The organism is Pseudomonas glycinae, assembly GCF_001594225.2.
GTDB classification, from domain to species: Bacteria; Pseudomonadota; Gammaproteobacteria; order Pseudomonadales; family Pseudomonadaceae; genus Aquipseudomonas; species Aquipseudomonas glycinae.
Genome location: NZ_CP014205.2, coordinates 2,027,424 through 2,051,671, shown reverse-complemented (window position 1 = coordinate 2,051,671; position 24,248 = coordinate 2,027,424). Strand labels below are relative to the sequence as shown.

The 24,248-nt window shown below is 61.3% G+C and carries 19 protein-coding genes and 1 tRNA gene; 10 read left to right on the top strand and 10 right to left on the bottom strand.

Features of this window, described 5'->3' with window-relative positions:
- The first annotated feature begins 86 nt into the window (after window positions 1-86).
- Together AWU82_RS09215 and AWU82_RS09210 are read left to right on the top strand one after the other, a co-directional pair.
- Window positions 87-161: transfer RNA gene (locus tag AWU82_RS09215), tRNA-Arg, on the top strand.
- A 24-nt stretch (window positions 162-185) separates the two neighbouring features.
- A complete protein-coding gene (locus AWU82_RS09210) occupies window positions 186-2,462 on the top strand; it encodes a hypothetical protein (RefSeq protein WP_064381981.1) in 2,277 nt (758 codons plus the stop codon).
- Window positions 2,463-2,578: 116 nt separating this feature from the next.
- On the opposite strand, the gene AWU82_RS09205 is transcribed toward AWU82_RS09210, so the two are convergent.
- The 4 genes from AWU82_RS09205 to xylA form a co-directional block, all read right to left on the bottom strand.
- The gene (locus AWU82_RS09205) at window positions 2,579-3,715 is read right to left on the bottom strand and encodes a sugar ABC transporter permease (RefSeq protein WP_064381980.1); all 1,137 of its coding nucleotides are present in this window, start codon (window positions 3,713-3,715) and stop codon (window positions 2,579-2,581) included.
- Window positions 3,716-5,272 carry a D-xylose ABC transporter ATP-binding protein gene (gene xylG, locus AWU82_RS09200; RefSeq protein ID WP_064381979.1) on the bottom strand — a complete coding sequence of 519 codons (1,557 nt, stop codon included), beginning with the start codon at window positions 5,270-5,272 and terminating at the stop codon, window positions 3,716-3,718.
- Window positions 5,273-5,350: 78 nt separating this feature from the next.
- Window positions 5,351-6,352 (bottom strand): D-xylose ABC transporter substrate-binding protein, encoded by a 1,002-nt coding sequence (gene xylF / locus AWU82_RS09195; protein ID WP_064381978.1) that lies wholly within the window; start codon window positions 6,350-6,352, stop codon window positions 5,351-5,353.
- A 142-nt stretch (window positions 6,353-6,494) separates the two neighbouring features.
- On the bottom strand, window positions 6,495-7,811 hold the full coding sequence (gene xylA / locus AWU82_RS09190; RefSeq protein WP_064381977.1) for a xylose isomerase: 1,317 nt from the start codon (window positions 7,809-7,811) through the stop codon (window positions 6,495-6,497).
- Window positions 7,812-8,013: 202 nt separating this feature from the next.
- Between xylA and AWU82_RS09185 the strand changes: the two genes are divergently transcribed.
- Complete coding sequence (locus AWU82_RS09185; protein ID WP_064381976.1) at window positions 8,014-9,189, top strand: XylR family transcriptional regulator; 1,176 nt, start codon at window positions 8,014-8,016, stop codon at window positions 9,187-9,189.
- Between the two features lie 8 nt (window positions 9,190-9,197).
- Here AWU82_RS09185 and AWU82_RS09180 read toward each other — a convergent pair whose 3' ends face one another.
- The 5 genes from AWU82_RS09180 to AWU82_RS09160 form a co-directional block, all read right to left on the bottom strand.
- Complete coding sequence (locus AWU82_RS09180; protein ID WP_064381975.1) at window positions 9,198-10,460, bottom strand: NAD(P)/FAD-dependent oxidoreductase; 1,263 nt, start codon at window positions 10,458-10,460, stop codon at window positions 9,198-9,200.
- On the bottom strand, window positions 10,450-12,042 hold the full coding sequence (locus AWU82_RS09175) for an aldehyde dehydrogenase (NADP(+)) (protein WP_064381974.1): 1,593 nt from the start codon (window positions 12,040-12,042) through the stop codon (window positions 10,450-10,452). The genes AWU82_RS09180 and AWU82_RS09175 overlap by 11 nt, the downstream gene beginning before the upstream one ends.
- 78 nt (window positions 12,043-12,120) lie before the next feature.
- Entirely contained in the window at window positions 12,121-13,068 is a 948-nt protein-coding gene (locus AWU82_RS09170) for a dihydrodipicolinate synthase family protein (RefSeq protein ID WP_064381973.1), read from the bottom strand.
- Between the two features lie 55 nt (window positions 13,069-13,123).
- Window positions 13,124-14,050, bottom strand: coding sequence for a 4-hydroxyproline epimerase (locus AWU82_RS09165; RefSeq protein WP_064381972.1), 927 nt, complete (start codon window positions 14,048-14,050; stop codon window positions 13,124-13,126).
- Window positions 14,051-14,072: 22 nt separating this feature from the next.
- On the bottom strand, window positions 14,073-15,704 hold the full coding sequence (locus tag AWU82_RS09160) for an APC family permease (protein ID WP_064381971.1): 1,632 nt from the start codon (window positions 15,702-15,704) through the stop codon (window positions 14,073-14,075).
- Between the two features lie 223 nt (window positions 15,705-15,927).
- Between AWU82_RS09160 and AWU82_RS09150 the strand changes: the two genes are divergently transcribed.
- A complete protein-coding gene (locus tag AWU82_RS09150) occupies window positions 15,928-16,698 on the top strand; it encodes an AraC family transcriptional regulator (RefSeq protein ID WP_064381970.1) in 771 nt (256 codons plus the stop codon).
- A gap of 18 nt (window positions 16,699-16,716) precedes the next feature.
- Here the strand turns inward: AWU82_RS09150 and AWU82_RS09145 are convergent, their stop codons facing one another.
- Window positions 16,717-17,040 carry a hypothetical protein gene (locus AWU82_RS09145; RefSeq protein WP_082934460.1) on the bottom strand — a complete coding sequence of 108 codons (324 nt, stop codon included), beginning with the start codon at window positions 17,038-17,040 and terminating at the stop codon, window positions 16,717-16,719.
- 142 nt (window positions 17,041-17,182) lie between these two features.
- On the opposite strand from AWU82_RS09145, the gene AWU82_RS09140 reads away from it, so the two are divergent.
- From AWU82_RS09140 to AWU82_RS09115, 6 genes are all read left to right on the top strand, one after another.
- A complete protein-coding gene (locus tag AWU82_RS09140; RefSeq protein WP_064381968.1) occupies window positions 17,183-19,309 on the top strand; it encodes a TonB-dependent receptor family protein in 2,127 nt (708 codons plus the stop codon).
- Between the two features lie 148 nt (window positions 19,310-19,457).
- Window positions 19,458-20,414: an AraC family transcriptional regulator gene (locus tag AWU82_RS09135; protein ID WP_064381967.1), complete on the top strand. Its 957-nt coding sequence runs from the start codon at window positions 19,458-19,460 to the stop codon at window positions 20,412-20,414.
- Window positions 20,415-20,555: 141 nt separating this feature from the next.
- Window positions 20,556-21,911, top strand: coding sequence for a benzoate 1,2-dioxygenase large subunit (gene benA / locus AWU82_RS09130; protein WP_064381966.1), 1,356 nt, complete (start codon window positions 20,556-20,558; stop codon window positions 21,909-21,911).
- A complete protein-coding gene (gene benB, locus AWU82_RS09125) occupies window positions 21,911-22,399 on the top strand; it encodes a benzoate 1,2-dioxygenase small subunit (RefSeq protein WP_011333747.1) in 489 nt (162 codons plus the stop codon). The genes benA and benB overlap by 1 nt, the downstream gene beginning before the upstream one ends.
- A 46-nt stretch (window positions 22,400-22,445) precedes the next feature.
- Window positions 22,446-23,453, top strand: coding sequence for a benzoate 1,2-dioxygenase electron transfer component BenC (gene benC, locus AWU82_RS09120; protein ID WP_064381965.1), 1,008 nt, complete (start codon window positions 22,446-22,448; stop codon window positions 23,451-23,453).
- A 27-nt stretch (window positions 23,454-23,480) separates the two neighbouring features.
- Window positions 23,481-24,242, top strand: a complete 762-nt coding sequence (locus AWU82_RS09115) for a 1,6-dihydroxycyclohexa-2,4-diene-1-carboxylate dehydrogenase (RefSeq protein WP_064381964.1) — start codon at window positions 23,481-23,483, stop codon at window positions 24,240-24,242.
- The last annotated feature ends 6 nt before the right edge of the window (window positions 24,243-24,248 follow it).

The window sequence follows — 24,248 nt, the reverse complement described above, 5'->3', positions numbered from 1 at the left end:
GCTTAACGATCAGAGATTTGTCGCAACAAAATCCCTGAATCCGAGCTTCACATACTTTCGCGACTCATCGACAATGCGCGCTCTGTTCCGGGGTAGTTCAGCGGTAGAACACTCGGCTCCTAACCGGGTGGGCGCTGGTTCGAATCCAGCCCCCGGACCCACTACATAGTAGGTCACAAGGAAGTATGTCCAGGCCTGAGGATGAATCGGGTGCGCTCGGCGGAATAAACGCCGGTTATGCGCACTTTCAACTGTCTCGCGGGCTCACTGCACGCGACAACGACGCCAGTCCGAAAGCACTTGCCCGGATCGAACGCTGGCAAAAGGTTCTCGAAAACCTGATGCATGGCCGTGCACTGTATGGCTCGCGAACACCGTTTGCCGACCTGCCAGAATGGATCACGCTGGAAGTGGCCACTGGCGGCTTTGCAACGGGTAACCTTCTGGCCGGTGGCGAGCTGACCGCTCATGAGCGCCTGTTGGCGTCATCGATTCCCGGCATTCGAGCGGGTTACGAACGGCTCGATTTGAATAGGTGGCATCTTTCAGACGAAGGCGTCAGAACGCTGCAAGAGCGATTGACGAACGAAGACTATCGGATAGATGTACCGGAAGAGGCCGCGTTGCTGACAGTGGCCTGGTTTCTGGGGCAACAACGCGTCGAAGAAGCCAGGACGTTGATCGAGCAGATCGCGCCTTTCTTCGAACGAGTGCGTTTCTTTCCCGCGGCAGCCAACGAGCGCCCGCTCTCGATGGCTGAAGTTGAAGTTTTCAATGCTGGCCAAATCAGCCTGCGCCTGTCCGTTCTCTCACCCCAGCCTCGTCTTGCCGTTCAAAAGCATGTTGTTGAACGCAGGTTGCCTCTCTACGACGCGGCGGTCTCGCTATTCCTGCTGACGTACAACGATGGTTGGCCTTGCCGGCATTACTCTGAAGGGTGGTTCGAGCGTGCTTCGGTGCTTGGTAAAGAGTTTGATAACGCCACTGAGGCTGATCCCCGTCGTACGGATAATTTCAGTGATCGAGTGACGGAGTTGCTGGCATTGCTCAAGCAATGCTCTATCGATCCTGCATCGCTAACGGGGCGCCAGGTTGGGCGAATTCGCAGAATCGTCGATGACTTTGTAGCCAAGCATGGACACCCTGAGTCCGAAGATCATTCCAGCAAGCGCGCACAGCAGCGTCATCACGTATCAGCTTCGGCACACCATCTGATTGCCAAGGCTGCTTCCGTGCGACTGGCGAGATATCCAGTCTCGGAAGGCATCTCTGATTTCGCCCCGTTACTGACGCCCATCACCGACGAAGAGGCTAAGGCTTACTCGTTGAAGGTGGGAGAGACCATTCCTCCTTCGATTCGTCAACGCCTCGAACGTTGCCGAAAGGGAACGGTTGCAGAGTTGATTGACCATGGCGTCATCACATCCGCAGATACAGTCGCGAAAGTGCTGCCGGCGATGACGGCGCAAATCTGTAGCGCCGGATATCGAGACGTAGCGCTGCGGGCACTGTCTGTCGCTACCTATCGTGCGTTCAGGCGTCGACGCTCTCTATTGTTGCTGAACATGCAGCGTCAGGTGAGAGTCGATGATTTGCCTTGGGTGAAAGCCCTGGAAACCGAATACGAGGCGGGTGCTCTTGCGGTTGAAGGTGCCAGGCAGGCTTTGGTCGAAGCGTCCGCGTTGACCCTTACCGCATTTCCTCAGGCCATTCTGCCCAACAAGTTGCTTCAGGAATTTTCTTCGCTTGCCGAATCGGCCAAGCTGGATCTTCCCTTCGTAGAGGAAATCGCGGCTGATATTTTCATGGGCGCTTTCTCCGGCAAGTTCGTAAAGGCTGCCAAGCGTTCAGTCCGGTTGATGGACGGGTCTCTTTACGCACGCTATTACGATATCGATATGGATGAGTTGGCTGCACTACCCAAGCAGCGGGATTCACGAAACAACAGTGGTGTGCTGGCTGGTTTGTGCGCGCGGCGGGCGAATGCCGACATCGGTAGATGGAGTCCAGCGAGCAACGGCACGATCATCGAACAGCAACAAATATTGACCACGCAAAATCTGGCAATCCTGTTTGATGATCTGGACCTGAAGACGCTGTTACATGATCGTTTGGGCTCAATGGCCGAAGCATGTTTCAAATGGATATGCAGTCGGCAGCAGATGCAGATCAAGCTCTACCACGCACGTCTGGTCATGTTGAAGAACACAGCGTATGCGTGGCGCCAGATGATGTTTTACCTGTCGATGCTGGATCAGTCTCGATTGGAGAGTGTGCTTGGAAACATTGAAGTGCACTTTGCCGCTCAACCCAGTGCATTTCAGGGGCGATTTCTTCCCGCCATGATCGGGTTGCGCATGGCGGTATGTGGATGTCGGTTGACTTTGGCTCACCAAGAGCGGGAGGGTTGTAAGGTTTTTCTCGGGTGGACCACTGAACGGCACTGGCTGATGCCTTCCTAGATATCGGAAAGCTCCAGGCGTAACGAAAAGCCTGCCTTCAAAAGCAGGCTTTTTGCATTTTCAGAGATGACTTCATTTTTAGCTCGAGGGTCGACGAAACCGTCACTTGCAGCCTGTCACCGCCGCCCGGTCCGCGTACTCACATCCACCCAAACCGCCAACACCAGAATGCTGCCCTTGACGATCATCTGCCAGTAGCTGTCGACGTCGAGCATGGACATGCCGTTGTCCAGGCTGGTGATGACCAGGGCGCCGAGGAGGGCGCCGTAGACTGTGCCGGAACCGCCGCGCATCGAGGTGCCGCCGATGAAGCAGGCGGCGATGGCGTCGAGTTCGCCCATGCTGCCGGCCGAGGGTGAGCCGGCGGCCAGGCGCGCGGTGTTAACCACGCCGGCGAGGGCGCACATCACGCCCATGATCCCGAAGATCCAGAGCTTCACGGCCTGCACATTGATGCCGGACAGACGCGTCGCTTCCATGTTGCTGCCCACGGAATAGACGCGTCGGCCGAACACGGTCTGGCTGGTCACGTAGCTGAAGCCGCCCAGCAGGATCAGCAGAAGCAGGACCGGCACGGGAATGCCGTCATAGCTGTTGAGGGTCTGGACGAAACCGGCCAGCACCGCGCCGATCAGCAACACGCGTGCCACGTCTCGCGCCAGTGAATGTGCCGCGAGGCCATGAAGGGCGCGATTGCGTCGCTGTTTCCAGGTCAGTAACAACGTCAGTGCGAACAGCAGTACGCCCAGACCCGCGCCGACCGTATGGGGCAGATAACCCTGGCCAATGTAGACGAGTTCCGGCGACACCGGCGCAATGGTCGTGCCCCCGGTGATTCCCAGCAAAATCCCCCGAAAAGCCAGCATGCCTCCCAGCCCCACGATGAACGACGGAATGCGCAGGTAAGCAGCCATGTATCCATTGGCGAGGCCGATCAGCAGTCCGCACACCACCACAAGGCTCAGGTTCGCCAGCAGTGGTATGTGATAGACAACATCGAGAATGGCTGCCACGCCACCGAGCAGGCCCAGCAAGGAGCCGACCGACAGATCGATCTCGCCGCTGATGATGACCAGCACCATGCCGCAGGCGAGGATCCCGGTGATGGACATCTGGCGCAGCAGATTGGAGAGGTTGCGTGGTGTCAGGAATCCGCCCTCGGTCTGCCAGCTGAAGAACAGCCAGATCAACGCCACGGCAAACACCAGTGCGAGCATCTTGTAGCGGGTGAAGAGTTGTTTGACCTGATTCATTTACGCGGATTTCCGAGCTTTATTGTTATGGCTGTCAGGCTGGCTGAGTGCGGCGGCGAGCACCTGTTCCTGAGTGAGTTCGCGGTTGATGAAATCGCCCTGCAACCGGCCTTCGCCGATCACCAGGACGCGGTCGGAAACGCCGAGCACTTCGGCCAGTTCCGAAGACACCATGATGATCGACACGCCTTCGGCGGCCAGCATCCCCATCAACTTGTAGATCTCGTACTTGGCGCCGACGTCCACCCCTCGGGTCGGCTCGTCGAGAATCAGCACCCGGGGCCGGGTCAGCAGCATCTTCGCCAACACGGCTTTTTGTTGATTGCCCCCGGATAGGCTGGTGATCGGCAGGAACGGGCTCGCTGTCTTGAGGTGCAGGCGCGAAATTTCCCGATCAATGCTGCCCAGTTCGGCTTCGGCGTCGATGCGGGTCAGTTTCGAGAAACTGTCCAGCACCGCCAGGGTGATGTTCTGGCCGACACCCAGGTCGGGAATGATCCCCTGACGCTTGCGGTCCTCGGGCACCAGGCACACGCCGGCGCGGATTGATTTGAGCGGCGTGCAGGTGTCGATGAGTTGGCCGTCCAGCCAGACTTCGCCTTCGTGGCGACCTGGGTAGGCGCCGAACAGCGCGGTCACAAGCTCCGTGCGGCCTGCACCGACCAGCCCGGCGATGCCGAGGATTTCCCCGCGTCTGAGGCTGAACGAAACGTCGTCGACCCGTTTGCGTTTGGGGTTGTCGACGTCGTAGCAGGTGATGTGGCGCGCCTCGAAAATCACCTCGCCGATGTTGTGGGGTTCGGTGGGGTAGAGGCTGCTCATTTCCCGACCGACCATCTGGGTGATGATCTGTGGAATATCCATATCCGCCATGGCGGTCGTGGCGATGTGTTGACCGTCGCGGATCACCGAAATGGTGTCGCAGACAGCGGCCACTTCATCGAGCTTGTGCGAGATGTAGACGCAGGCGACACCCTTGGCCTTGAGGTCGCGGATGATGTCCAGCAACACCTCGATTTCCGAACGGGTCAGGGCGGAAGAAGGTTCGTCGAGGATCAGCAGGCGTGCCTGTTTGTTCAGGGCCTTGGCGATTTCCACCAGTTGCTGATACCCGCCGCCGTACTGCGAAACCGGCAGCGACACGTTCATGTCCGGCACTTTCAGTTCACGCATCAGCGCTTCGGCGCGATGGATCATCGCCGGGTAATTCATCCGTCCACCCGGCAGCGTCAGTTCATGACCCATGAAAATGTTTTCGGCCACTGACAGGTCGGGCACCAGCGTCAGTTCCTGGTGAATGATGACGATACCGACGGCTTCTGTTTCGCTGATCGACTGCGCCTTGAGCGGCTGACCGTCCCAGAGGATTTCACCGTCCCAGGTGCCATGGGGATAGACCGCAGACAGGATTTTCATCAGCGTGGACTTGCCGGCGCCGTTCTCGCCGCACAGCCCGACGCATTCACCCGGCCTGACCTTGAGGTCGATGCCGTTGAGCGCTTTGACACCGCCGAAGGTTTTGACGATGCCGTTCATTTGCAGCAGAAAGTCGGACATGGCAGAGACTCACAAGCGGCAGATACGGGACTGATCCCGCAGGCGCAGAACGCCTGCGGGGACATCACTCAACGAGTGTCACTGTCCGGCGATCTGCGCCTTGGTATAGAAGCCGTCCTGTTCCAGCAGGTCGATGTTGTCCTTGGTCAACGGAGTCGGGGTGAGCAGGATGGTGTCGACTTTTTTGCTGCCGTTGTCGTATTGCGAGCTGTAGGCGGGTTTCTCGTTGCGCGCCAGTTGCACCGAGAGTTTGGCGGCTTCGGAGGCAATCAGTTTCAGCGGCTTGTACACCGTCATGGTCTGAGTGCCGGCGATGACCCGCTTGACCGCTGCGAGGTCCGCGTCCTGCCCGGAGATCGGCACCTTGCCGGCCAGTTGCTGAGCCGCCAGGGCCTGAATGGCGCCGCCGGCCGTGGCGTCGTTGGAGGCGACGATGCCGTCGATTTTGTTGTCGTTGCGGGTCAAGGCGTTTTCCACAATGCTCAGCGCCTCGGTCGGGTTCCATTCCTTTACCCATTGCTGGCCGACGATCCTGATATCGCCCTTGTCGATGGCCGGTTGCAGCACCTTCATCTGACCTTCGCGCAACACTTTCGCGTTGTTGTCAGTGGGCGCGCCACCCAGCAGGAAGTAATTACCCTTGGGCGCTGCGTGCAACACGCCGCTGGCCTGCATTTCGCCGACCTTTTCGTTATCGAAGGAAATGTAGGCGTCGATATCGGCGTTGAGTATCAGGCGGTCATAGGACACGACCTTGATCCCGGCTTTCTTCGCCTCGGCAACGGCATTGGTCAGCACGGTAGCGTTGAACGGCACGATGACGATGACATCGACGCCACGGGAAATCAGGTTTTCGATTTGCGAAATCTGCTTCTGCTCGTTGGCATCGGCCGACTGCACGAAGACCTTGGCGTCCATTTTTTCCGCTGCGGCAACGAAGTAATCCCGGTCCCGTGACCAGCGTTCCAGCCGCAGGTCATCAATGGAGAAACCGATTTTCGGGTGGGCAGCATCGGCCATAACCGGTAACGACAACAGCGCCAGGGCGCTGGCCAGCAGCGTGCGTTTTACATTCTTCATGGTGGTGCGTCCTTTTATTTTTGTTTGAAAGACACGGCCTGACGATGAATATCGGGCTGGTGGAACTGTAGAGAATCAGTAGGCGAAACGGACTACAGATTTGTCGCGCAAATGTCACAGCGCCCGCAGTCCCCATTGGCGATCAGCGATAGATAAACCGGTTGACGACGTTTTCGAGCATTTCCTGCCGACCGCTGACGGCCTGCGGGTTCAGTTCGTTGGCGAAGGCGTGCTCGGCCAGGGACTGGAGATTGAACTCACCCGCCAGCACCGACTGGCCGAAGGGCTGCTGCCAGCCGGCATAGCGTTGGTCCTTGAGCCGTTGCAGCTGATCGTTCTGGACCATGGCGGCGGCCCGCTCGAGCGACAGGGCGAGGACGTCCATGGCGCCGACGTGGCCGTGGAACAGATCGACCTCGTCGAGGCTCTGGCGGCGCACCTTGGAATCGAAGTTGAACCCGCCATTGCCGAAACCGCCGGCCTTGAGGATTTCATAGGTGACGAGGGTCATCTCCTCGACGCTGTTGGGGAATTGATCGGTGTCCCAACCGTTTTGCGGGTCGCCGCGGTTGGCATCGATGCTGCCGAAAATCCCCAGCGAGACGGCCGTCGCCACCTCGTGATGAAAACTATGACCGGCCAGGGTCGCGTGGTTGGCCTCGATGTTGACCTTGATTTCCTTTTCCAGACCGAACTGCTGGAGAAAACCGAACACGGTGGCGCTGTCGTAATCGTACTGGTGCTTGGTCGGTTCCTGCGGTTTGGGCTCGATCAGCAGGTCACCTTTGAAACCGATCTTGTACTTGTGCTCGACCACCATGCGCATGAAGCGGCCCAGTTGTTCGCGCTCGCGTTTCAAGTCGGTGTTGAGCAGGGTTTCGTAACCCTCGCGACCGCCCCACAACACATAGTTGGCGCCCTTGAGGCGTTGAGTCGCGTTCATGGCGCTGAAGACCTGGGCCGCGGCGCAGGCGAACACTTCAGGATCCGGGTTGCTGGCGGCGCCAGCGGCAAAGCGCGGATTGCTGAAGCAGTTGGCGGTGCCCCACAGCAGCTTGATCCCGCTTTCTTCCTGATGGCGTTCCAAGTGATCGACCATTTGGGCGAAGTGGTTGCGGTACTCCTTCAGCGAGTGGCCTTCGGGGGCGACATCCGTGTCGTGAAAGCAGTAGTAGTCGATACCCAGCTTGGAGAAGAACTCGAACGCGGCCTGCGCCTTGCCGATGGCCAGTTCCATCGGGTCGCCGGCGTGTTGCCACGGGCGCTTGAACGTCCCTGCGCCGAACACGTCGGAGCCCGGCCAGACAAAGGTGTGCCAATAACAGGCGGCCATGCGCAGGTGTTCGCGCATGGGCTTGCCGAGGATGATTTTGTCGGCGTCGTAGTGGCGGAAGGCAAGGGGAGAATCGCTGGCAGGACCTTCGTAGCGAATCCGCTCGATATCGGGGAAGTACGGCATTGGCAATGTCCTTGTTGTTCTTGGTTGTTGTTCTCGGTTGTTGTTCTTGGGGCGTGTCCCGATACTAGCAACGGCCCTGTGCCTGCCGATTACGAAAATCACCAACACGCAGTGCGATTTTGCGTATTGAGATTCGCCCTTTGCGCGCCTAGTCTGTGCAAACCGCCTCTACGGCAAGGGGCCCGGAACAAGCCTGAAAACAATGAAAACCGTACCGCCTGTTCACCGCATCGCCCTGTTGTTCAACGGGAGCAAGATCTATGACCGCGGCATCATCAGCGGCATCGGCAACTACCTGAGCAGCACGCGCGCGTCCTGGGACCTGTTTCTGGAAGAGGATTTTCTCTGCCGCTTGAAAGGTATCGAGCGTTGGCAAGGTGACGGGATCATCGCCGACTTCGACGATCCGCTGATTGGCGAGGCGCTGGCCGATATCAAGTTGCCCGTGGTAGCGGTGGGTGGTTCTTATCAAGATGAGCGGGCCTATCCCAAAGGCATCCCGTACGTCGCGACCGACAATAGCGCGCTGATCACCATGGCTTACGAGCACTTGATCGAGGCCGGGTTGCAACGGTTTGCCTGTTTCAGCCTGCCTGAGGCGCAGGCCAATCGTTGGGCTCAGGAGCGCGAAAAGGCCTTTCTACGATTGATGCAACGGGACGGCTTGCACGGCGAGGTCTATCGCGGCATGGGCACCAGCGCGCCGCTGTGGGACAGCGCCGTCGAACAGTTGATCGCCTGGCTGCAAAGCCTGCCCAAACCCATTGGCATCATCGCGGTCAGTGACGCCCGCGCCCGGCAGTTGCTGCAAGCCTGCCTGACCGCCGGAATCGCCGTTCCGGAACAGGTGGCGTTGATCGGCATCGACAACGACCCGCTGACTCGCAGCCTGACCCGGGTCCCGCTAAGTTCGGTGATCCAGGGCACTGAAACCATGGGCCGCACCGCCGCGCAACTGCTGCACCAGATGCTGCACGGCAAACCGTCAACGGGCGCGCATGTCCTGATCCCGCCCGAAGCGATCAACGTCCAGGTGTCGAGCTTGCATCAACCTTTGGGCAACCCCTATGTGATGCAGGCGCTGCTGTTCATCCGCCAATATGCCTGCCAGGGCATCAAGACCGCGCAAGTGGCGGCCTATGTCGGCGTGTCGCGCTCATCGCTGGAGTCGCACTTTCGCACGGTGCGTGGTTGCAGCGTGCATGACGAGATTCTGCGTTTCAAACTGGCGGCGGCCACTCGTGGGCTGGAAAAAACCGACACGCCGATTGCGGACGTTGCCCGCAGTTGCGGTTTCAAATCCGCGCAGTACCTGCACACGGTGTTCCGTCGAGAGTTCGGGTGTACGCCCCGTGAATATCAGCAGGGCGCCCGATAGACGGCCACTCAAAAGCGATCCAGCCGATAGGGCTCGCGCCCCGGCAGAATACGAGCCGTGTCCTGCGCCGATGGCAACACCATCCCCCCAACCATCTCCGCCGTCACCGCCGCCTGCGTCAGTCCCAGATGCTGATGCCCGAACGCAAGCAGCACTTTCCCGTCACACACCCGATCAATCACCGGCAACGAATCCGGCAGCGACGGTCGAAAGCCCATCCACGGTGTGGCTGCCTCGACACTCAAGTCCTCACGAAACAACCCTTGGCTCAATCGATGCAACTGCCAGGCGCGGGCCATGGTCGGAGGGGCGTCGAGGCCGGCGAATTCGACGGTGCCGGCCAGGCGCAGCCCGTCGGACATCGGGGTCATGATGAATTTGCGTTCCAGCGAGGTGACGGGGAAAGGCAGCCGGTTGTGTTCGTGGGGCAGCATCAGGTGATAGCCGCGCTCGGTGTCCAGCGGGACTTTTATACCGGTCAGTGCGGCGGTGAGTTTTGCCGAGTGGGCGCCACAGGCGATCAACACCTGGCGAGCGGACAGGGTGCCGGTTCCGGTCATCAGGCTGACGCCATGTTCGTGCAGTTGCCCGCCCTGAACGGCCTGTTTCACAAACTGTACGCCACTGGCTTTCGCCGCTTCCACCAACTCACGCACGACGCGGTAGGGATCGATGAAGTGCCCGGTGTTCGGGAAAAACAGTCCGCCCTGAATCTGTTCGCTGAGTTGCGGCGCGGTCTCGCGTACCGCACCGGCCTTCCACCAATCGACCGGCACCTGCTGCTGTTGCATGCGTCGCTGCAGTGCTTCGAGTGCCGGGCGTGAGTCGGGTCGTTCGAACACCAGCAGCGAACCTTCCATCTTCAACAGCTCGGGGCGCTCGATGTCCTTGAGCAAGTGGTGCCAGGCGTCGAGCGAGCTTTCATTCAGCGCGCGCAACCCGGCAACGGTGCGCTGGAACGGCGCCGAGCGCAGGTTCAGCAACAGCCGCGCAAACCAGGGCAGGGCCCGGGGCAGGTATTTCCAGTCCAGGCGCAGCGGCCCCATCGGGTCCATGAGCATGGCCGGCAGGCGTTTGAGGATCGAGCGGTCGGCAATCGGAAACACCTGCTCGGTCGCCAGGTGCCCGGCGTTGCCGAACGAGGCGCCGTGGCCCGGTTCCTGCGGGTCGATCACCACCACCCGCAAGCCCTGACGGGCCAGGCGCAAGGCGCTCGCGACGCCGATGATACCGGCGCCGACCACGGCGATGTCGTGCGGGTTATTCGGCATTTTTCGCGGTTTCCCTTTGGCCATCGAGCAATCGACGCAGCGACAGTGGATTGGCGTGTTTAAGCGCGGTGGGCAGCAGGCTGTCGGGAAAATCCTGATAGCAGACCGGGCGCAGGAAACGCAGAATTGCCGCCGTGCCCACTGAGGTGGTGCGCGAATCGGAGGTCGCGGGGAACGGCCCGCCATGCACCATCGCATCGCAGACTTCAACGCCGGTCGGCCAACCGTTGACCAGCAGGCGTCCGGCCTTGCGCTCCAGGGTTGGCAGCAATGCGCGGGCCTGTTGCAGATCCTCGTCATCCAGGTGCAACGTGGCGGTCAGTTGGCCTTCCAGCTGTTCGAGCACCTGACGGATCTCAGCGTCGCTGGCGCATTGCACGATCACGGACGCGGCGCCGAAGGCTTCGGCCTGCAAGGTGTGGTCGGCGAGAAAGTCAGCGGCGTCGGTGACGAACACATGGGCCTGGCCCTGATTCGGATCCGTCGCGCGCTGGCCGACGGCGGCAATGCGCGTCCGGGTATTTTCCGCGAGAGCATTCACGCTGGATTCGTAGGCGTTGAAGATCCCCGGCGTCAGCATGGTCTGCGCGGGGCTGCGCTGGATCAGTTCGCTGGCGGCGCCAATAAAGGCGTCCAACGCCGGCCCCTTGCGGGCGATGACCAGACCGGGATTGGTGCAGAACTGACCGGCGCCCAATGTCAGCGAAGCCACAAAACCCTGGGCCAATGCCTCGGCGCGATTTTGCAGGGCTGCCGGAAACAGCAACACCGGATTGATCGAACTCATTTCCGCGTACACCGGAATCGGCTCGGGCCGGGCTTGTGCCGCTTTGATCAGCGCGAGCCCGCCACTGCGCGAACCGGTGAAGCCGACTGCCTTGATCCGTGGATCGCTGACCAGCGCAATCCCCACTTCACGACCGGAGCCGTACAACAACGAGAACACACCATCCGGCAAACCACAGGCCTTCACCGCCCGCGCCACTGCACGTCCGACCAACTCGCTGGTGCCGGGATGGGCGCCGTGGGCCTTGACGATCACCGGGCAACCGGCGGCCAGTGCCGAAGCGGTATCGCCACCGGCCACCGAGAACGCCAGTGGAAAGTTGCTCGCACCAAACACGGCCACCGGGCCCAGTGGGATCTGGCGCTGCCGCAGATCCGAACGCGGCATCGGCTGGCGTTGCGGTTGCGCGCTGTCGACTCGCACATCCAGCCATTCACCGGCTCGCACGGTGCGGGCAAACAAGCGCAGTTGCTGGCAGGTGCGGCCCCGCTCGCCCAGCAGGCGCGGGCGCGGCAGGCCGGTTTCGGCCAGGGCGCGGTCGATCAGTTCGTCGCCCAGCGCTTCGATTTCGCCCGCGATGGTTTCAATGAATTCGGCCCGTGCCTCGAGCGATGTCTCGCGATAACGGTCGAGCGCCGCCCAGGCCAGTGCGCAGGCCTGCTCGACATGCTCGGCAGAGCCGCCGGCGTAGCCCGGCTCCAAAGGCAAGTTGGTGGCGGGATTGATCCCGTGGATGACGTCGCGGTCGCCGGTGAGGGTTTGCTGACCGATCAGCAGTTGGCCCGTCAGAGTCATGGCGCATTCCTTATCAATAAAACAGGTCACGAAAAGGCCCGCCGCCGTGGGGGCGGCGGGCTTGAACGCAGCGGCAGGTCAGGCGAAGTTCTGCTGCGCCGACCAGTTTTCGTACCAGTGACGGAACAACGTGTACTGGGCTTCTGCGTAACGACGCTGTGAGTCGCTAAGGGCATCGGTTTCGTTGAAATGCAGGGTGTATTCCTTGTCGCCGTTGAGCACCATCAGGTGTTTGTAATACAGCACCAGATCCGTGCCTTCGTCGAAGGACGACAGCACCGCCAGCGCCGATTCCAGCTCACGGGCCTGACGCCGCGCCTTGGCGTCACCCTTGGCAGCCTGCTTGCTCAGGGCCACCAGTTGCAGCACTTCGCGGGGCAGGGCGTTGCCGATGCCGGTGATGGCGCCGGTGGCGTTACAGTTGACGAAACCGTGCACGACCTGGGTGTCGACACCGACCATCAAGGTCACGTCATCATCCTTGGAGGTGATGTTTTCAGCGGCGTAGCGCAGGTCGGCGCCACCGCCGAATTCCTTGAAACCGATCAGGTTCGGGTATTCACGGCGCAGTTCGAAGAACAGGTCGGCGCGGGTGGCGAAGCCGTAGTAAGGGCTGTTGTAGATCACCGCCGGCAGGTTCGGCGCGGCTTGCAGAATAGCCGCGAAGTGGGCTTTTTGCGCCGCCGCCGAAGCACCACGGGACAGCACCCGAGGAATCACCATCAAACCCTGCGCGCCGACCTTCGCCGCATGGGCCGCGTGGGACACCGCTTCACGGGTGTTGACCGCGCCAGTGCCGACGATGGTCGGTATCCCGGCGGCCACCAGCCGCGCCACGCCTTCCTGACGCTCGGCTTCGGTGAGCAGCGGCCAGTCGCCCATGGAGCCGCAGTACACGACGGCGCTCATGCCAATGTCGATCAGCTCGCGCCCCTTGGCCACCAGCGCATCGAAGTCCGGTTTGCGCGCGGCGGTGCACGGGGTCATCAGGGCGGGCATGCAGCCGGTGAAGATGTTGTCGCACATTATTGTTCTCCTTGGAACGGTCATTCAGAGGGGTTTGAAAGTGCAGCGCAGCGGCTCAGATGCCCCACGCGAACGGATCGGTGTCGTCGATCAGCAACGTGCTGTCGGCGGTCATATGGGCGCGGCCGGTGATGTAGGGGCGGATGCGCTCGCCTTCCCATTCAAAGCGGCCTTCAAATTGGCTGCCGGTGATGCTCGCCTGCACCCAGCGCTCGCCGGGCGCGAGTTTTTCGTCGGCGGCCAGGCACGCCAGTTTGGCGCTGGTGCCGGTGCCGCAAGGGGAGCGGTCGTAGGCTTTGCCGGGGCACATGACGAAGTTGCGGCTGTCGGCCTCGGCGTCGTCGGCGAACAGTTCGATGTGGTCGATGAGCGCGCCGTCCTCGCCATGGATGCCTTGGTCTTCGAGGGCCTTGAGCATTTTCCAGGTGAGGTCGGTCAGGGTTTCGACGTTGTCCAGCGTCAGCGTCTGGCCGTGTTCGGAGACCAGGAAAAACCAGTTGCCGCCATAGGCGACGTCACCGAGAAAGCGGCCGTATCCCGGCACTTCCACCGCCACCTGTTTGCGTGAGCGATAGGCGGGCACGTTGCCCAAGGTCACGGCGCCGTCTTCATGCAGCGTTGCGCTGACCGGGCCGACCGGCGTGTCGATCTTGTGCACGCCCGGTGCGATCAGCCCCAGATGTTGCAGCGATGCGACGAGGCCGATGGTGCCGTGGCCGCACATGCCGAGGTAACCGGCGTTGTTGAAGAAGATCACGCCGCAGGTGGCGTCCGGCGACACCGGTTCGCAATACAGCGCACCCACCAGCACATCGTTGCCGCGCGGTTCCAGCAGGCAGGCGCGGCGCCACTGGTCATGCTGGTCGCGCAGGGCGTCGCGTTTCTCGGCCATGGTGCGGCCGGGCAGGTCGGGAAAGCCTTTCATCACCAGACGCGTGGGTTCGCCGCCGGTGTGGGAATCAATGACGTGTACTCGTTTCATGGACAGGTCCCGTTAAGTGGTTTCAGTAAGCGCCGGCAGCGCGAGGATTGGTGTTGGAGGCAGGAGATGGAGACGCGACTTCGCTTTCATCCTCTTCCGATTCCAGACGCAGCAGGTGTGCCGGTACGCCGGTGGCCGCGCCCCAGTAATAAATACCCATCGCACAGGCTGCGACGACCAAGGTGTCGAACGGATGGGTGAGGATGCCCAGGCCGCCAAAGGTGCCGAGTTTCGACAGGACGATGGTCACCGCGTAGAAGGCGATCAGCCACGCGGACGAGCGCACTTGCCGGGACAGACTGAGGTGGGTGGTCGGCACGAAGCGGCCGCAGAGCAGATAGACGACGAACATCAGGATTTGCAGGCCGAGCAGCCAGGACACGGTGTTCCAGCCCGACCAGTAAACGATCAGCGCTGCGATGATGAACGACACCGGCCCCAGCACGCCCATGCACTTGACCCGGAACGGGCGCGGCATGTCGGGCGCATTGCGACGCAGCGCGGCGACGGTCACCGGGGCGACGGCATAGCTCAGCACCAGCGCGGCGGATACCACGTTGATCAGCGCTTCCCACGATGGGAACGGCAGGGTCCAGAACACCGATAGGGCGAAGGTCAGCCACAACGCCGGACGCGGGATGCCGGACTTCGCGTCGATGTGGGTGAAGACCTTGAAGAACGTGCCGGTCTGCGCCCAGCCGTAGATCACCCGGGGCGTGGCGTTCATGTAAATGTTGCCGCAGCCGCTGGGGGAGATCACCGCGTCGGCGACCACCAGATACGCCAGCCAGCCCACGCCCAGCGCCAGGGCGATGTCGCGGTACGGCAGGGCGAATTCCTTGGAAACACCGGCCCAGCCATTGGCGAGCAGTTCGGTCGGGATGCCGCCGAGGAAGGCGACTTGCAGCAATACGTAGATGGCGGTGGAAAGCAGCACCGACAGGATCAGCGCAATCGGAATGGTGCGTTGCGGGTTCTTCACTTCGCTGGCCACCGAAATGATCGGGGTCAGGCCGAGGTAGGCGAAGATCACGCCGCCGGCGGAGACCGCCATCTCGACGCCCGAAAGCCCGAAGGGGGCGAAGCCTTGGATCTGAAAGTTTTCCGGTTTGAAGAAGGTGAACAGCACGCCGATCACCAGCAGCGGCACGATGAACTTGAACACGCTGACCAGGTTGTTGGCCTTGGCGAAGGTCTTCACGCTGCGGTAGTTGAGCAGGAAGAACACGCAGAGCAGACCGAACTGCACCAGCCAGCCGAGCAAGGTCGGATCACCGCTGCCAGCCTTGGTCAGGCTCGGAAACCAGGCGGCCGCGTATTGGCGAGAGGCAACCACCTCGATCGCCACCAGACTGGAAAACGCGATCAGTGTAATGAATCCCATCAGGTAACCGAGCAGCGGCCCGTGGCTGTAAACCGGGTAACGCACCACACCGCCAGCGCGGGGCAATGCCGCGCCCAGTTCGCAGTAGACGATGCCCAGCAGCAACACGGCGAACCCGCCCAGCAACCAGGAAAAAATCCCGGCCGGCCCGGCAATCGCCGACACGTGACTGGCCGCGAACAACCAGCCGGAACCGAAGATCGCCCCCAGTCCGATAAAGGTGAGGTCGATCAATGAAAGTTGTTTTTTGAACTTGCCTTGGCCTGACATGGCATCGCCTTCTTGTGAGTTATTGGATAGGCAGGTGTGAGTCACTGGAACGGCTAAACAGTGAACTCATCGGGCGTCGGGCGATTGATGTTTTGTGCAGCTCTGAATGACGAAATCGGCACAGTTGCGAAGAAAGCCAGCGGCGCTCGACACGCTTCGAACGTTGCTGCAATCTGCACGCGAACGCCTCAGCCCGATCCACTCACCGGGGAAAACCGTCACCATGCAGAACGCATTTGCGATCCTGTGCCAGGGCGATGAGCACAATCGCCCCCACACCCTCGAGGCGCTGTTGGCGGGGGTGGCGCCGCTGTTGCCGATGCTCGACGTGATTCCGAACGCGGCAATTTTCATCAAGGATGTGCAGGCGCGGTACGTCCTGGCCAATCACACGCTGGTGCAGCGCTGCGGTTTGAAAGACCTGAAACCGCTGCTCGGCAAAACCAGTGCGCAGGTGTTTCCGGCGCAACTGGGACCGGGTTATACCGAGCAGGACCGGCGGGTGCTGGAAGAGGGACTGGTGCTGGAGGATCAGCTGGAGTTGCATCTATACGGCAGTCGCGAACCGGGCTGGTGCCTGACGCACAAGCGTCCGCTGTACAACCGCGACGGCGAGATCATCGGCCTCGCGGGGATTTCGGTGGACCTGCAATCGGCCAGCGAAACCCACCCGGCGTTTCAGCGCCTGGCGGCGGTCGACGAACACATCCGCGCGCATTTCAATCGTCGGGTGACCCTGGGCGAATTGACCCGGATCGCCGGTATCTCGGTGGCGCAACTGGAACGTTACTGCAAACGGGTGTTCCACCTGACGCCGAGGCAGATGATTCAGAAAGTGCGACTGGAACATGCCCATCGCCTGTTGCATACCGAACTGCCGATCACCGAGGTGGCACTGCAATGCGGCTACACCGATCACAGTGCTTTCACCCGCCAGTTCAAGGCGTCGACCGGTTTTACCCCGCGTCAGTATCGGCAGGCGACAGAGCAATGAGCGGGTTTCGGTGGGCGATCAGCCCGCTCGTTTCAGCGTGTGTGCGACGTACAGTTTTGTGATCAGCCCGGCCATTGCCTTCGCTCCGAAACAACGGAAGTAAACGTAACCGTTGTCGGTCTCCAGACTGACGATCCGGGTAATGAATCCCCCCTCCAGAGTGACTTTGCGAATCGTGGCTATCGGGACTTCAACGTCCAGAACTCCGCCGGGCACCGCGCGGTTCATGGCATTGGCACTCATACGAATCCCGGACGGCGTGATCACCACTTTCCCACCCACCCAGAGTCCGCCGGGCACGAGAAAATTGGCCAGCCTGGACTTCAGCACTTCTTCAGCCACCTCAGACGCTCCCTTGTTTGATTGCTGTTGGAAAACCACAGGCCTGTTTACCTGACAAAAAACCAAATCGCCATGTGTTTCCTTCGTTCTTTCATACGTCGCAGTTGTCACTGTCCGTTCCCGCCTGTCTGGAGTTCACCCGATGCCTTCGCTCAAAACCCTGCCCGCCGCCTTGCTGGGGCTGGCCCTTGCTTGTCCCGTCGAAGCCGAGCCTCAGGGCATGGAACTGGGGCAAGTGCTGATCGGGGCCGAGGATCAGAGCGGTGAAGATGCGTCGGTGGAAGAGGCGAAGGCGCGTCTGGCCGAGGTGCCGGGTGGCAGCAACGTGGTGGATATGCGCCAGCCATTGCAGGGCCGGGTCGCGGGCAATCAGGACGTATTGGCGTATCAGCCGGGTGTCTATGCCCAGTCGGCGGGCAACGAAGGGACGAAGATTTCGATCCGTGGCTCGGGCATCAACCGTGCCCCCGGCGCCCACGCATCAGGGCTGTACACGATGCTCGACGGCCTGCCGCTGACCGGCCCCGGCGGCACGCCTTACGAATTACTGGAGCCGTTGTGGCTCGACCATGTAGAAGTCCTGCGCGGTGCCAACGGATTTGATCGCGGTGCGCTGGCCCTCGGCGGCGCCGTCGATTACGTCAGCCACACCGGCTATAACGCGCCACTGCTGAATGTGCGCTATGTCATGGGCAGCCACGGTTATGCCCAGCGACAAGTCAGCTCGGGTCAGGTGCTGGGCGATTTCGATTACTACCTGTCGATGACCGATGCGCATTCCGACGGTTATCAGGATCACACCGCCAGCAAGAGTCAGGGCGTGATCGCCAACTTCGGTTATCGCTTCAATCCGAATCTGGAAACCCGCTTCTACATTCGTCACCGCGAGACCGACAACGACCTTGCCGGCCGGGTGACCAAACATTCCATCGAACACGATCCGCGCGCGGCCAACCCGGCCTACGTGACGCGCAACGACAGCCGCGACCAGCCTGGCAGCACCTTCATCGGTAACAAGACCACGTACTACATCGATGACGATTCGAGCATCCAGACCGGTCTGGTTTATCACGATTACCCGATGGACCTGCGCGAAGGTCCCAATCGCCTGAAGGTGGCGTACACCGATGTCAGCGGCACGTTCGACTACAAGCGCCGCGACACTCTCTGGGGGATGGAGAGCAACAGCACCGTGGGCCTGCGAGTGACCAAACACCTGCCCAACGACGGGGCCAGCGAATTGGTGCGTATTCCCGGCGGCAACACCGCTGGTTATGCTCCGGGCACGCATATGCGCAACTTCACTTATCAGGGTTCGGATTCTGTCCTGCACGTGGGCAACGACCTGGAAATCGCCGACGACCTGTGGCTGACCACCGGCCTCGCCGCGATCTACACCCGTCGCGAAAGCGCCGTGACCTACCCGGAAGGTGGCGGCAAGACCAGCCTCGGTGACTGGGACTATGCGCCACGTCTGGGTCTGCGCTATCAGGTGACGCCGGACCTGCAACTGTTCGGCAACCTGAGCCGTTCGGTCGAAGCGCCGCATCCGTGGTCGCTGATCTACAGCTCCAACGTACGGTTCCCGGCCGGCAGCGGCGCCGCCACCGGCACCCAGCGCGACCCGGTCAAGCTGCAGAACCAGACCGCGACCACCCTGGAACTCGGCGGCCGTGGCGACAGCGCGTTGGGCGAGTGGAGCCTGGCCTGGTACTACGCTCAAGTGCGCCACGAATTGCTCTCGGTATTGCCGGACGCCAACGCCACAACGCCTTACGAACTCAATGCCAGCCCGACCGTGCACCAAGGTATTGAAGCCAGCCTGCTCAGCAACCTGTGGTCAGCAAACGATGGCGGCAAGTTGAGCCTGCGCCAGGCCTATACCTTCAGCGACTTCCACTATCGCGACGACGACCGCTTCGGCGACAACCGCTTGCCGGGCCTGCCGATGCATTACTACCAGGGCGAACTGCGCTACGACTTCCCGCAGGGGTTCTTTGCCGCCATCAACACGCAACTGGTCTCGAAAACCGCAGTGGATTACGCCAACAGCTATTACGCCGATCCTTACGCCACCTTCGGCGCGACCCTCGGTTACAACGCACCGAAAGGCGACTGGCAGACCTGGCTGGACATGCGCAACCTGACCGACAAACACTACGCCGCTACAGTTACGCCGGGCTATGACGATAAAGGTCTGGACGCCGCACGCTCCACGCCGGGTGAGGGCATGGCGATGTATGTCGGGGTGTCGTGGAGTCTGCTTTGATCCGACGAAAGCGCGGTGATTGAAACCGTTCGATCACCGGACAGCCAAACCTTCGTCCAATTGCCCGATCCGCCACGCCGGCGTACTGTGACCGGTGATGGCGCAAACCGCGACCATCACCATAACGACAAGATCGAGTGCCTTGCCCATGGACAGCCGCCTGCTGAGCGACCGCAGCAGCGTGTTTCGCCACGCTGACCCGTATGCCGTCTCCGACTATGTGAACCAGCACGTCGGCCAGCATTTCATCGGCCTGTCCAGAACCACCCACCCGCAAGCCAGCCTCAATCACCGCAAACTCGCCGATCTCGATCTGTGCCGCATCAGCTATGGCGGCAGCGTGCGCGTGACGTCGCTGGCGCTGGAAACCGTGTATCACCTGCAAGTCCTGCTGCAAGGCAACTGCCTGTGGCGCGGGCACAAGCGCGAGCATCATCTGGTGCCGGGCGAATTGCTGCTGATCAACCCGGACGATCCGGTGGACCTGACTTATTCCGACGATTGCGAGAAGTTCATCCTCAAGGTGCCGGTCAGCGTGCTGGAATCGGTGTGCGACGAACAGCGCTGGCTGCATCCTGCCGGGGGCATCCGGTTCCTGCGCAATCATTACCGGCTCGACGAGCTGGAAGGGTTTACCAGCCTGCTGGGCATGATCTGCCAGGAAGCCGAAGCCAGCGACCCGTTGCTGCGGGTGCAGGAGCATTACGCGCAGATCGTCGGCAGCAAACTGATTTCGCTGATGAACACCAACGTCAGCCGTGAATGCCTGAGTTCGCCGAGCGTCAGTTTCGAGCGGATCCTCGACTATATAGAGCGCAACCTGAAGCTGGATCTGCCCGCCGAACACCTGGCGGCCCAGGTAAACATGAGCTCGCGCTCCCTGTACGCGCTGTTCGAACGCCAGCTCGGCGTGACCCCGATGCAATACATCCGCCAGCGCAAGCTGGAACGCATTCATGCCTGCCTCAACGATCCGAGCTGTCCGGTGCGCAACCTCACCGAACTGGCGCTCGACTACGGCTTCCTGCACCTCGGGCGTTTCTCCGAAAGCTATCGCCAGCAGTTCGGCGAATTGCCGTCCGTGACCTTCAAGCGCCGCCACTGAATTCCCGCCTCGAAACAATCTGAAGCACCTGCTGCGCCGTCCTGCACAAAACGGATAGCGCTCTGCAGGATTCGGATATTGCCGCCCGCGTTGCCTCCCTAATCTGACCTGGCCTGAACAATAACAATGGAGGCCCCGGCCATGTCCCTGGGAATCGACTACCTCAATGCCATGCTTGAAGAGGACCCCGAAAAGGGGGCCTACCGCTGCAAGCGGGAGATGTTCACCGATCCGCGGCTGTTCGAACTGGAGATGGCGCACATCTTCGAAGGCAACTGGATTTACCTCGCCCACGAAAGCCAGATCCCCAACGCCAACGATTTTCTGACCCTCAGCATGGGTCGCCAACCCGTGTTCATCGCCCGCAACAAGGCCGGTGAACTCAATGCCTTTCTCAATGCGTGCAGCCATCGCGGCGCCATGTTGTGCCGGCACAAGTCCGGCAACCGTTCCAGCTATACCTGCCCGTTCCACGGCTGGACGTTCAACAACAGCGGCAAACTGCTCAAGGTCAAGGACCCGAGCGAGGCCGGCTACCCCGAAGGCTTCAACTGCGAAGGCTCCCACGACCTGACCAAGGTTGCGCGTTTCGAGTCCTATCGCGGCTTTCTGTTCGGCAGCCTGAATGCCGATGTGAAATCCCTCGCCGAGCACCTGGGCGAGTCGGCCAAGATCATCGACATGATCGTCGATCAGTCCCCAGAAGGCCTGGAAGTGCTGCGCGGTTCCAGCTCCTACATCTATGAAGGCAACTGGAAACTCACCGCCGAAAATGGCGCCGACGGCTATCACGTCAGCTCCGTGCACTGGAACTACGCTGCCACCCAGAACCAGCGTCAGCAGCGTGACGCCGGCGAAGAAATCAAGACCATGAGCGCCGGCAGTTGGGCGAAGAAGGGCGGTGGTTTCTACTCATTCGACCACGGCCACTTGCTGCTCTGGACCCGCTGGGCCAACCCCGAGGATCGTCCAGCCTATGAGCGCCGCGACGAACTGGCCCGAGACTTCGGCCAGGCCCGTGCTGACTGGATGATCGAGAACTCGCGCAACCTGTGCCTGTACCCCAACGTGTACCTGATGGATCAGTTCAGCTCGCAGATCCGCATCGCCCGGCCGATCTCCGTCGACAAGACCGAGATCACCATCTATTGCATCGCCCCCAAAGGCGAAAGCGCGGAGGCCCGGGCTAAGCGTATCCGCCAGTACGAAGACTTCTTCAACGTCAGCGGCATGGCCACCCCGGATGACCTCGAAGAATTCCGCTCATGCCAGACCGGCTACGGCGCCGGGCGCGGCTGGAACGACATGTCCCGTGGCGCGACCCATTGGGTCGAAGGCGCGGACGCGGCGGCCGAGGAAATCGACCTCAAGCCGTTGCTGTCCGGCATGCGCACCGAGGACGAAGGCCTGTTCGTGCTGCAACACAAGTACTGGCAGGAAACCATGCTCAAGGCCGCTTCGGCCGAGCGGGATCTGATTCTCGTGGAGGCTGTGTGATGAGCAACCTCTACGACACCGTGCGCGACTTCCTCTACCGCGAAGCACGCTACCTCGACGACGGCCAATGGGATCAGTGGCTGGAACTCTACGCCGCCGACGCCAGTTTCTGGATGCCGGCCTGGGACGACCACGACACCCTGACCGAAGACCCGCAAAGCGAAATATCGCTGATCTGGTACGGCAACCGTGGCGGTCTCGAAGACCGGGTGTTCCGGATCAAGACCGAGCGCTCCAGCGCGACCATCCCCGACACTCGCACCTCGCACAACCTCAGCAACATCGAGATCGTCGAGCAGGGCGAAGGGCAATGTCAGGTGCGCTTCAACTGGCACACCCTGAGCTTTCGCTATCAGGTCACCGACAGTTATTTCGGCACCAGCTTCTACACCCTCGACCTGCGCGGCGAACAGCCGCTGATCAAGGCCAAGAAAGTCGTGCTGAAGAACGATTACGTCCGTCAGGTCATCGACATCTATCACATCTGATCGAGACGGCGGCGAGCCGGGCTCGACGCTGTGAGCGAGGTGCACCATGAGTTTCCAGATCGCACTGAATTTCGAAGACGGGGTCACCCGTTTCATCGAGGCCTCGGGCCACGAAACCGTTGCCGACGCGGCGTATCGCCAAGGCATCAACATCCCGCTGGACTGCCGCGACGGCGCCTGCGGCACCTGCAAGTGTTTCGCCGAAGCCGGGCGTTACGCCATGGGCGACAACTTCATCGAAGACGCCCTGAGTGAAGACGAACTGGCCCAGGGTTACGTTCTGACCTGTCAGATGCGCGCCGAAAGCGATTGCGTGGTGCGGGTGCCGGTCGGCTCGCAGGTGTGCAAGACCGAACAGGCGAGTTATCAGGCGTCGATCAGCGATGTCCGTCAGCTCTCCGAAAGCACCATCGCGCTGTCGCTCAAGGGCGAATCCCTGAGCAAACTGGCGTTCCTGCCCGGTCAGTACGTCAACCTGCAAGTGCCGGGCAGCGAGCAATCCCGCGCCTATTCCTTCAGCTCGTTGCAGAAGAACGGCGAGGTCAGTTTCCTGATCCGCAATGTCCCCGGCGGCCTGATGAGCAGCTTCCTCACCGGGCTGGCCAAGGCCGGCGACAGCCTGAATCTCGCCGGGCCATTGGGGAGTTTTTACCTGCGCGAGATCAAGCGGCCGCTGCTGTTGTTGGCCGGCGGCACCGGGCTGGCGCCATTCACGGCGATGCTGGAGAAGATCGCCGAGCAGGGCAGCGAACATCCGGTTCACCTGATCTACGGTGTGACCAACGATTTCGATCTGGTGGAACTCGACCGCCTCGAAGCGTTCGCCGCGCGCATCCCGAATTTCAGCTTCGGCGCCTGCGTGGCCAATCCGCAGAGCCAGCATCCGCTCAAGGGCTACGTCACCCAGCACATCGAACCGCGCCACCTCAACGAAGGCGATGTCGACGTGTACCTGTGCGGTCCGCCGCCGATGGTCGAGGCCGTCAGCCAGTACATCCGCGAGCAGGGCATCACGCCGGCGAACTTCTACTACGAGAAATTCGCGGCGGCCTGAGTCTTCTTTCTGAATTGCGAGGTTGTCATGAACAACAGATTCGCCAACAAGGTCGCGCTGGTCACCGGCGCAGCGCAGGGCATCGGTCGCCGGGTGTGCGAGCGCTTGCTGGAGGAGGGCGCGCAGGTGATCGCCGTCGACCGCTCCGAGCTGGTTCACGAACTGCAGGGCGAGAGCGTGCTGTCGCTGATCGCCGATCTTGAGCAATACGCCGATTGTGCGCGGGTGATGAGCGCCGCCGTCGATGCGTTCGGGCGCCTGGATGTGCTGGTCAACAACGTCGGCGGCACCATTTGGGCCAAGCCGTTCGAACACTACGAAGTCGAGCAGATCGAGGCCGAAGTGCGCCGCTCGTTGTTCCCGACGCTGTGGTGCTGCCACGCCGCATTGCCGTACATGCTCAAGCAGGGGCGCGGCGCGATCGTCAATGTGTCGTCGATTGCGACCCGCAGCCTGAACCGCGTTCCGTATGGCGCGGCGAAGGGCGGGATCAATGCGCTGACTGCCTGTCTGGCATTCGAAAACGCCGAGCGCGGGATCCGGGTCAACGCCACCGCGCCCGGAGGCACCGAAGCGCCGCCCCGGCGCATCCCGCGCAACGCCGCCGAACAATCTGCGCAGGAGCAGGCCTGGTATCAGGAAATCGTCGCGCAAACCCTCGATAGCAGCCTGATGAAACGCTACGGAACCATTGATGAACAGGTCGGCGCGATCCTGTTTCTCGCCTCGGACGACGCCTCCTACATCACCGGTGTAACCCTGCCGGTCGGTGGCGGTGACCTCGGTTGATCACGC

Excerpts from the sequence above, each read along its gene's own strand:
- AWU82_RS09210 (WP_064381981.1), top strand. The coding sequence starts at position 186 with ATGTCCAGGCCTGAGGATGAATCGGGTGCGCTCGGCGGAATAAACGCC.
- AWU82_RS09205 (WP_064381980.1), bottom strand. The coding sequence starts at position 3,715 with ATGAATCAGGTCAAACAACTCTTCACCCGCTACAAGATGCTCGCACTG.
- xylG (WP_064381979.1), bottom strand. The coding sequence starts at position 5,272 with ATGTCCGACTTTCTGCTGCAAATGAACGGCATCGTCAAAACCTTCGGC.
- xylF (WP_064381978.1), bottom strand. The coding sequence starts at position 6,352 with ATGAAGAATGTAAAACGCACGCTGCTGGCCAGCGCCCTGGCGCTGTTG.
- xylA (WP_064381977.1), bottom strand. The coding sequence starts at position 7,811 with ATGCCGTACTTCCCCGATATCGAGCGGATTCGCTACGAAGGTCCTGCC.
- AWU82_RS09185 (WP_064381976.1), top strand. The coding sequence starts at position 8,014 with ATGAAAACCGTACCGCCTGTTCACCGCATCGCCCTGTTGTTCAACGGG.
- AWU82_RS09180 (WP_064381975.1), bottom strand. The coding sequence starts at position 10,460 with ATGCCGAATAACCCGCACGACATCGCCGTGGTCGGCGCCGGTATCATC.
- AWU82_RS09175 (WP_064381974.1), bottom strand. The coding sequence starts at position 12,042 with ATGACTCTGACGGGCCAACTGCTGATCGGTCAGCAAACCCTCACCGGC.
- AWU82_RS09170 (WP_064381973.1), bottom strand. The coding sequence starts at position 13,068 with ATGTGCGACAACATCTTCACCGGCTGCATGCCCGCCCTGATGACCCCG.
- AWU82_RS09165 (WP_064381972.1), bottom strand. The coding sequence starts at position 14,050 with ATGAAACGAGTACACGTCATTGATTCCCACACCGGCGGCGAACCCACG.
- AWU82_RS09160 (WP_064381971.1), bottom strand. The coding sequence starts at position 15,704 with ATGTCAGGCCAAGGCAAGTTCAAAAAACAACTTTCATTGATCGACCTC.
- AWU82_RS09150 (WP_064381970.1), top strand. The coding sequence starts at position 15,928 with ATGCAGAACGCATTTGCGATCCTGTGCCAGGGCGATGAGCACAATCGC.
- AWU82_RS09140 (WP_064381968.1), top strand. The coding sequence starts at position 17,183 with ATGCCTTCGCTCAAAACCCTGCCCGCCGCCTTGCTGGGGCTGGCCCTT.
- AWU82_RS09135 (WP_064381967.1), top strand. The coding sequence starts at position 19,458 with ATGGACAGCCGCCTGCTGAGCGACCGCAGCAGCGTGTTTCGCCACGCT.
- benA (WP_064381966.1), top strand. The coding sequence starts at position 20,556 with ATGTCCCTGGGAATCGACTACCTCAATGCCATGCTTGAAGAGGACCCC.
- benB (WP_011333747.1), top strand. The coding sequence starts at position 21,911 with ATGAGCAACCTCTACGACACCGTGCGCGACTTCCTCTACCGCGAAGCA.
- benC (WP_064381965.1), top strand. The coding sequence starts at position 22,446 with ATGAGTTTCCAGATCGCACTGAATTTCGAAGACGGGGTCACCCGTTTC.
- AWU82_RS09115 (WP_064381964.1), top strand. The coding sequence starts at position 23,481 with ATGAACAACAGATTCGCCAACAAGGTCGCGCTGGTCACCGGCGCAGCG.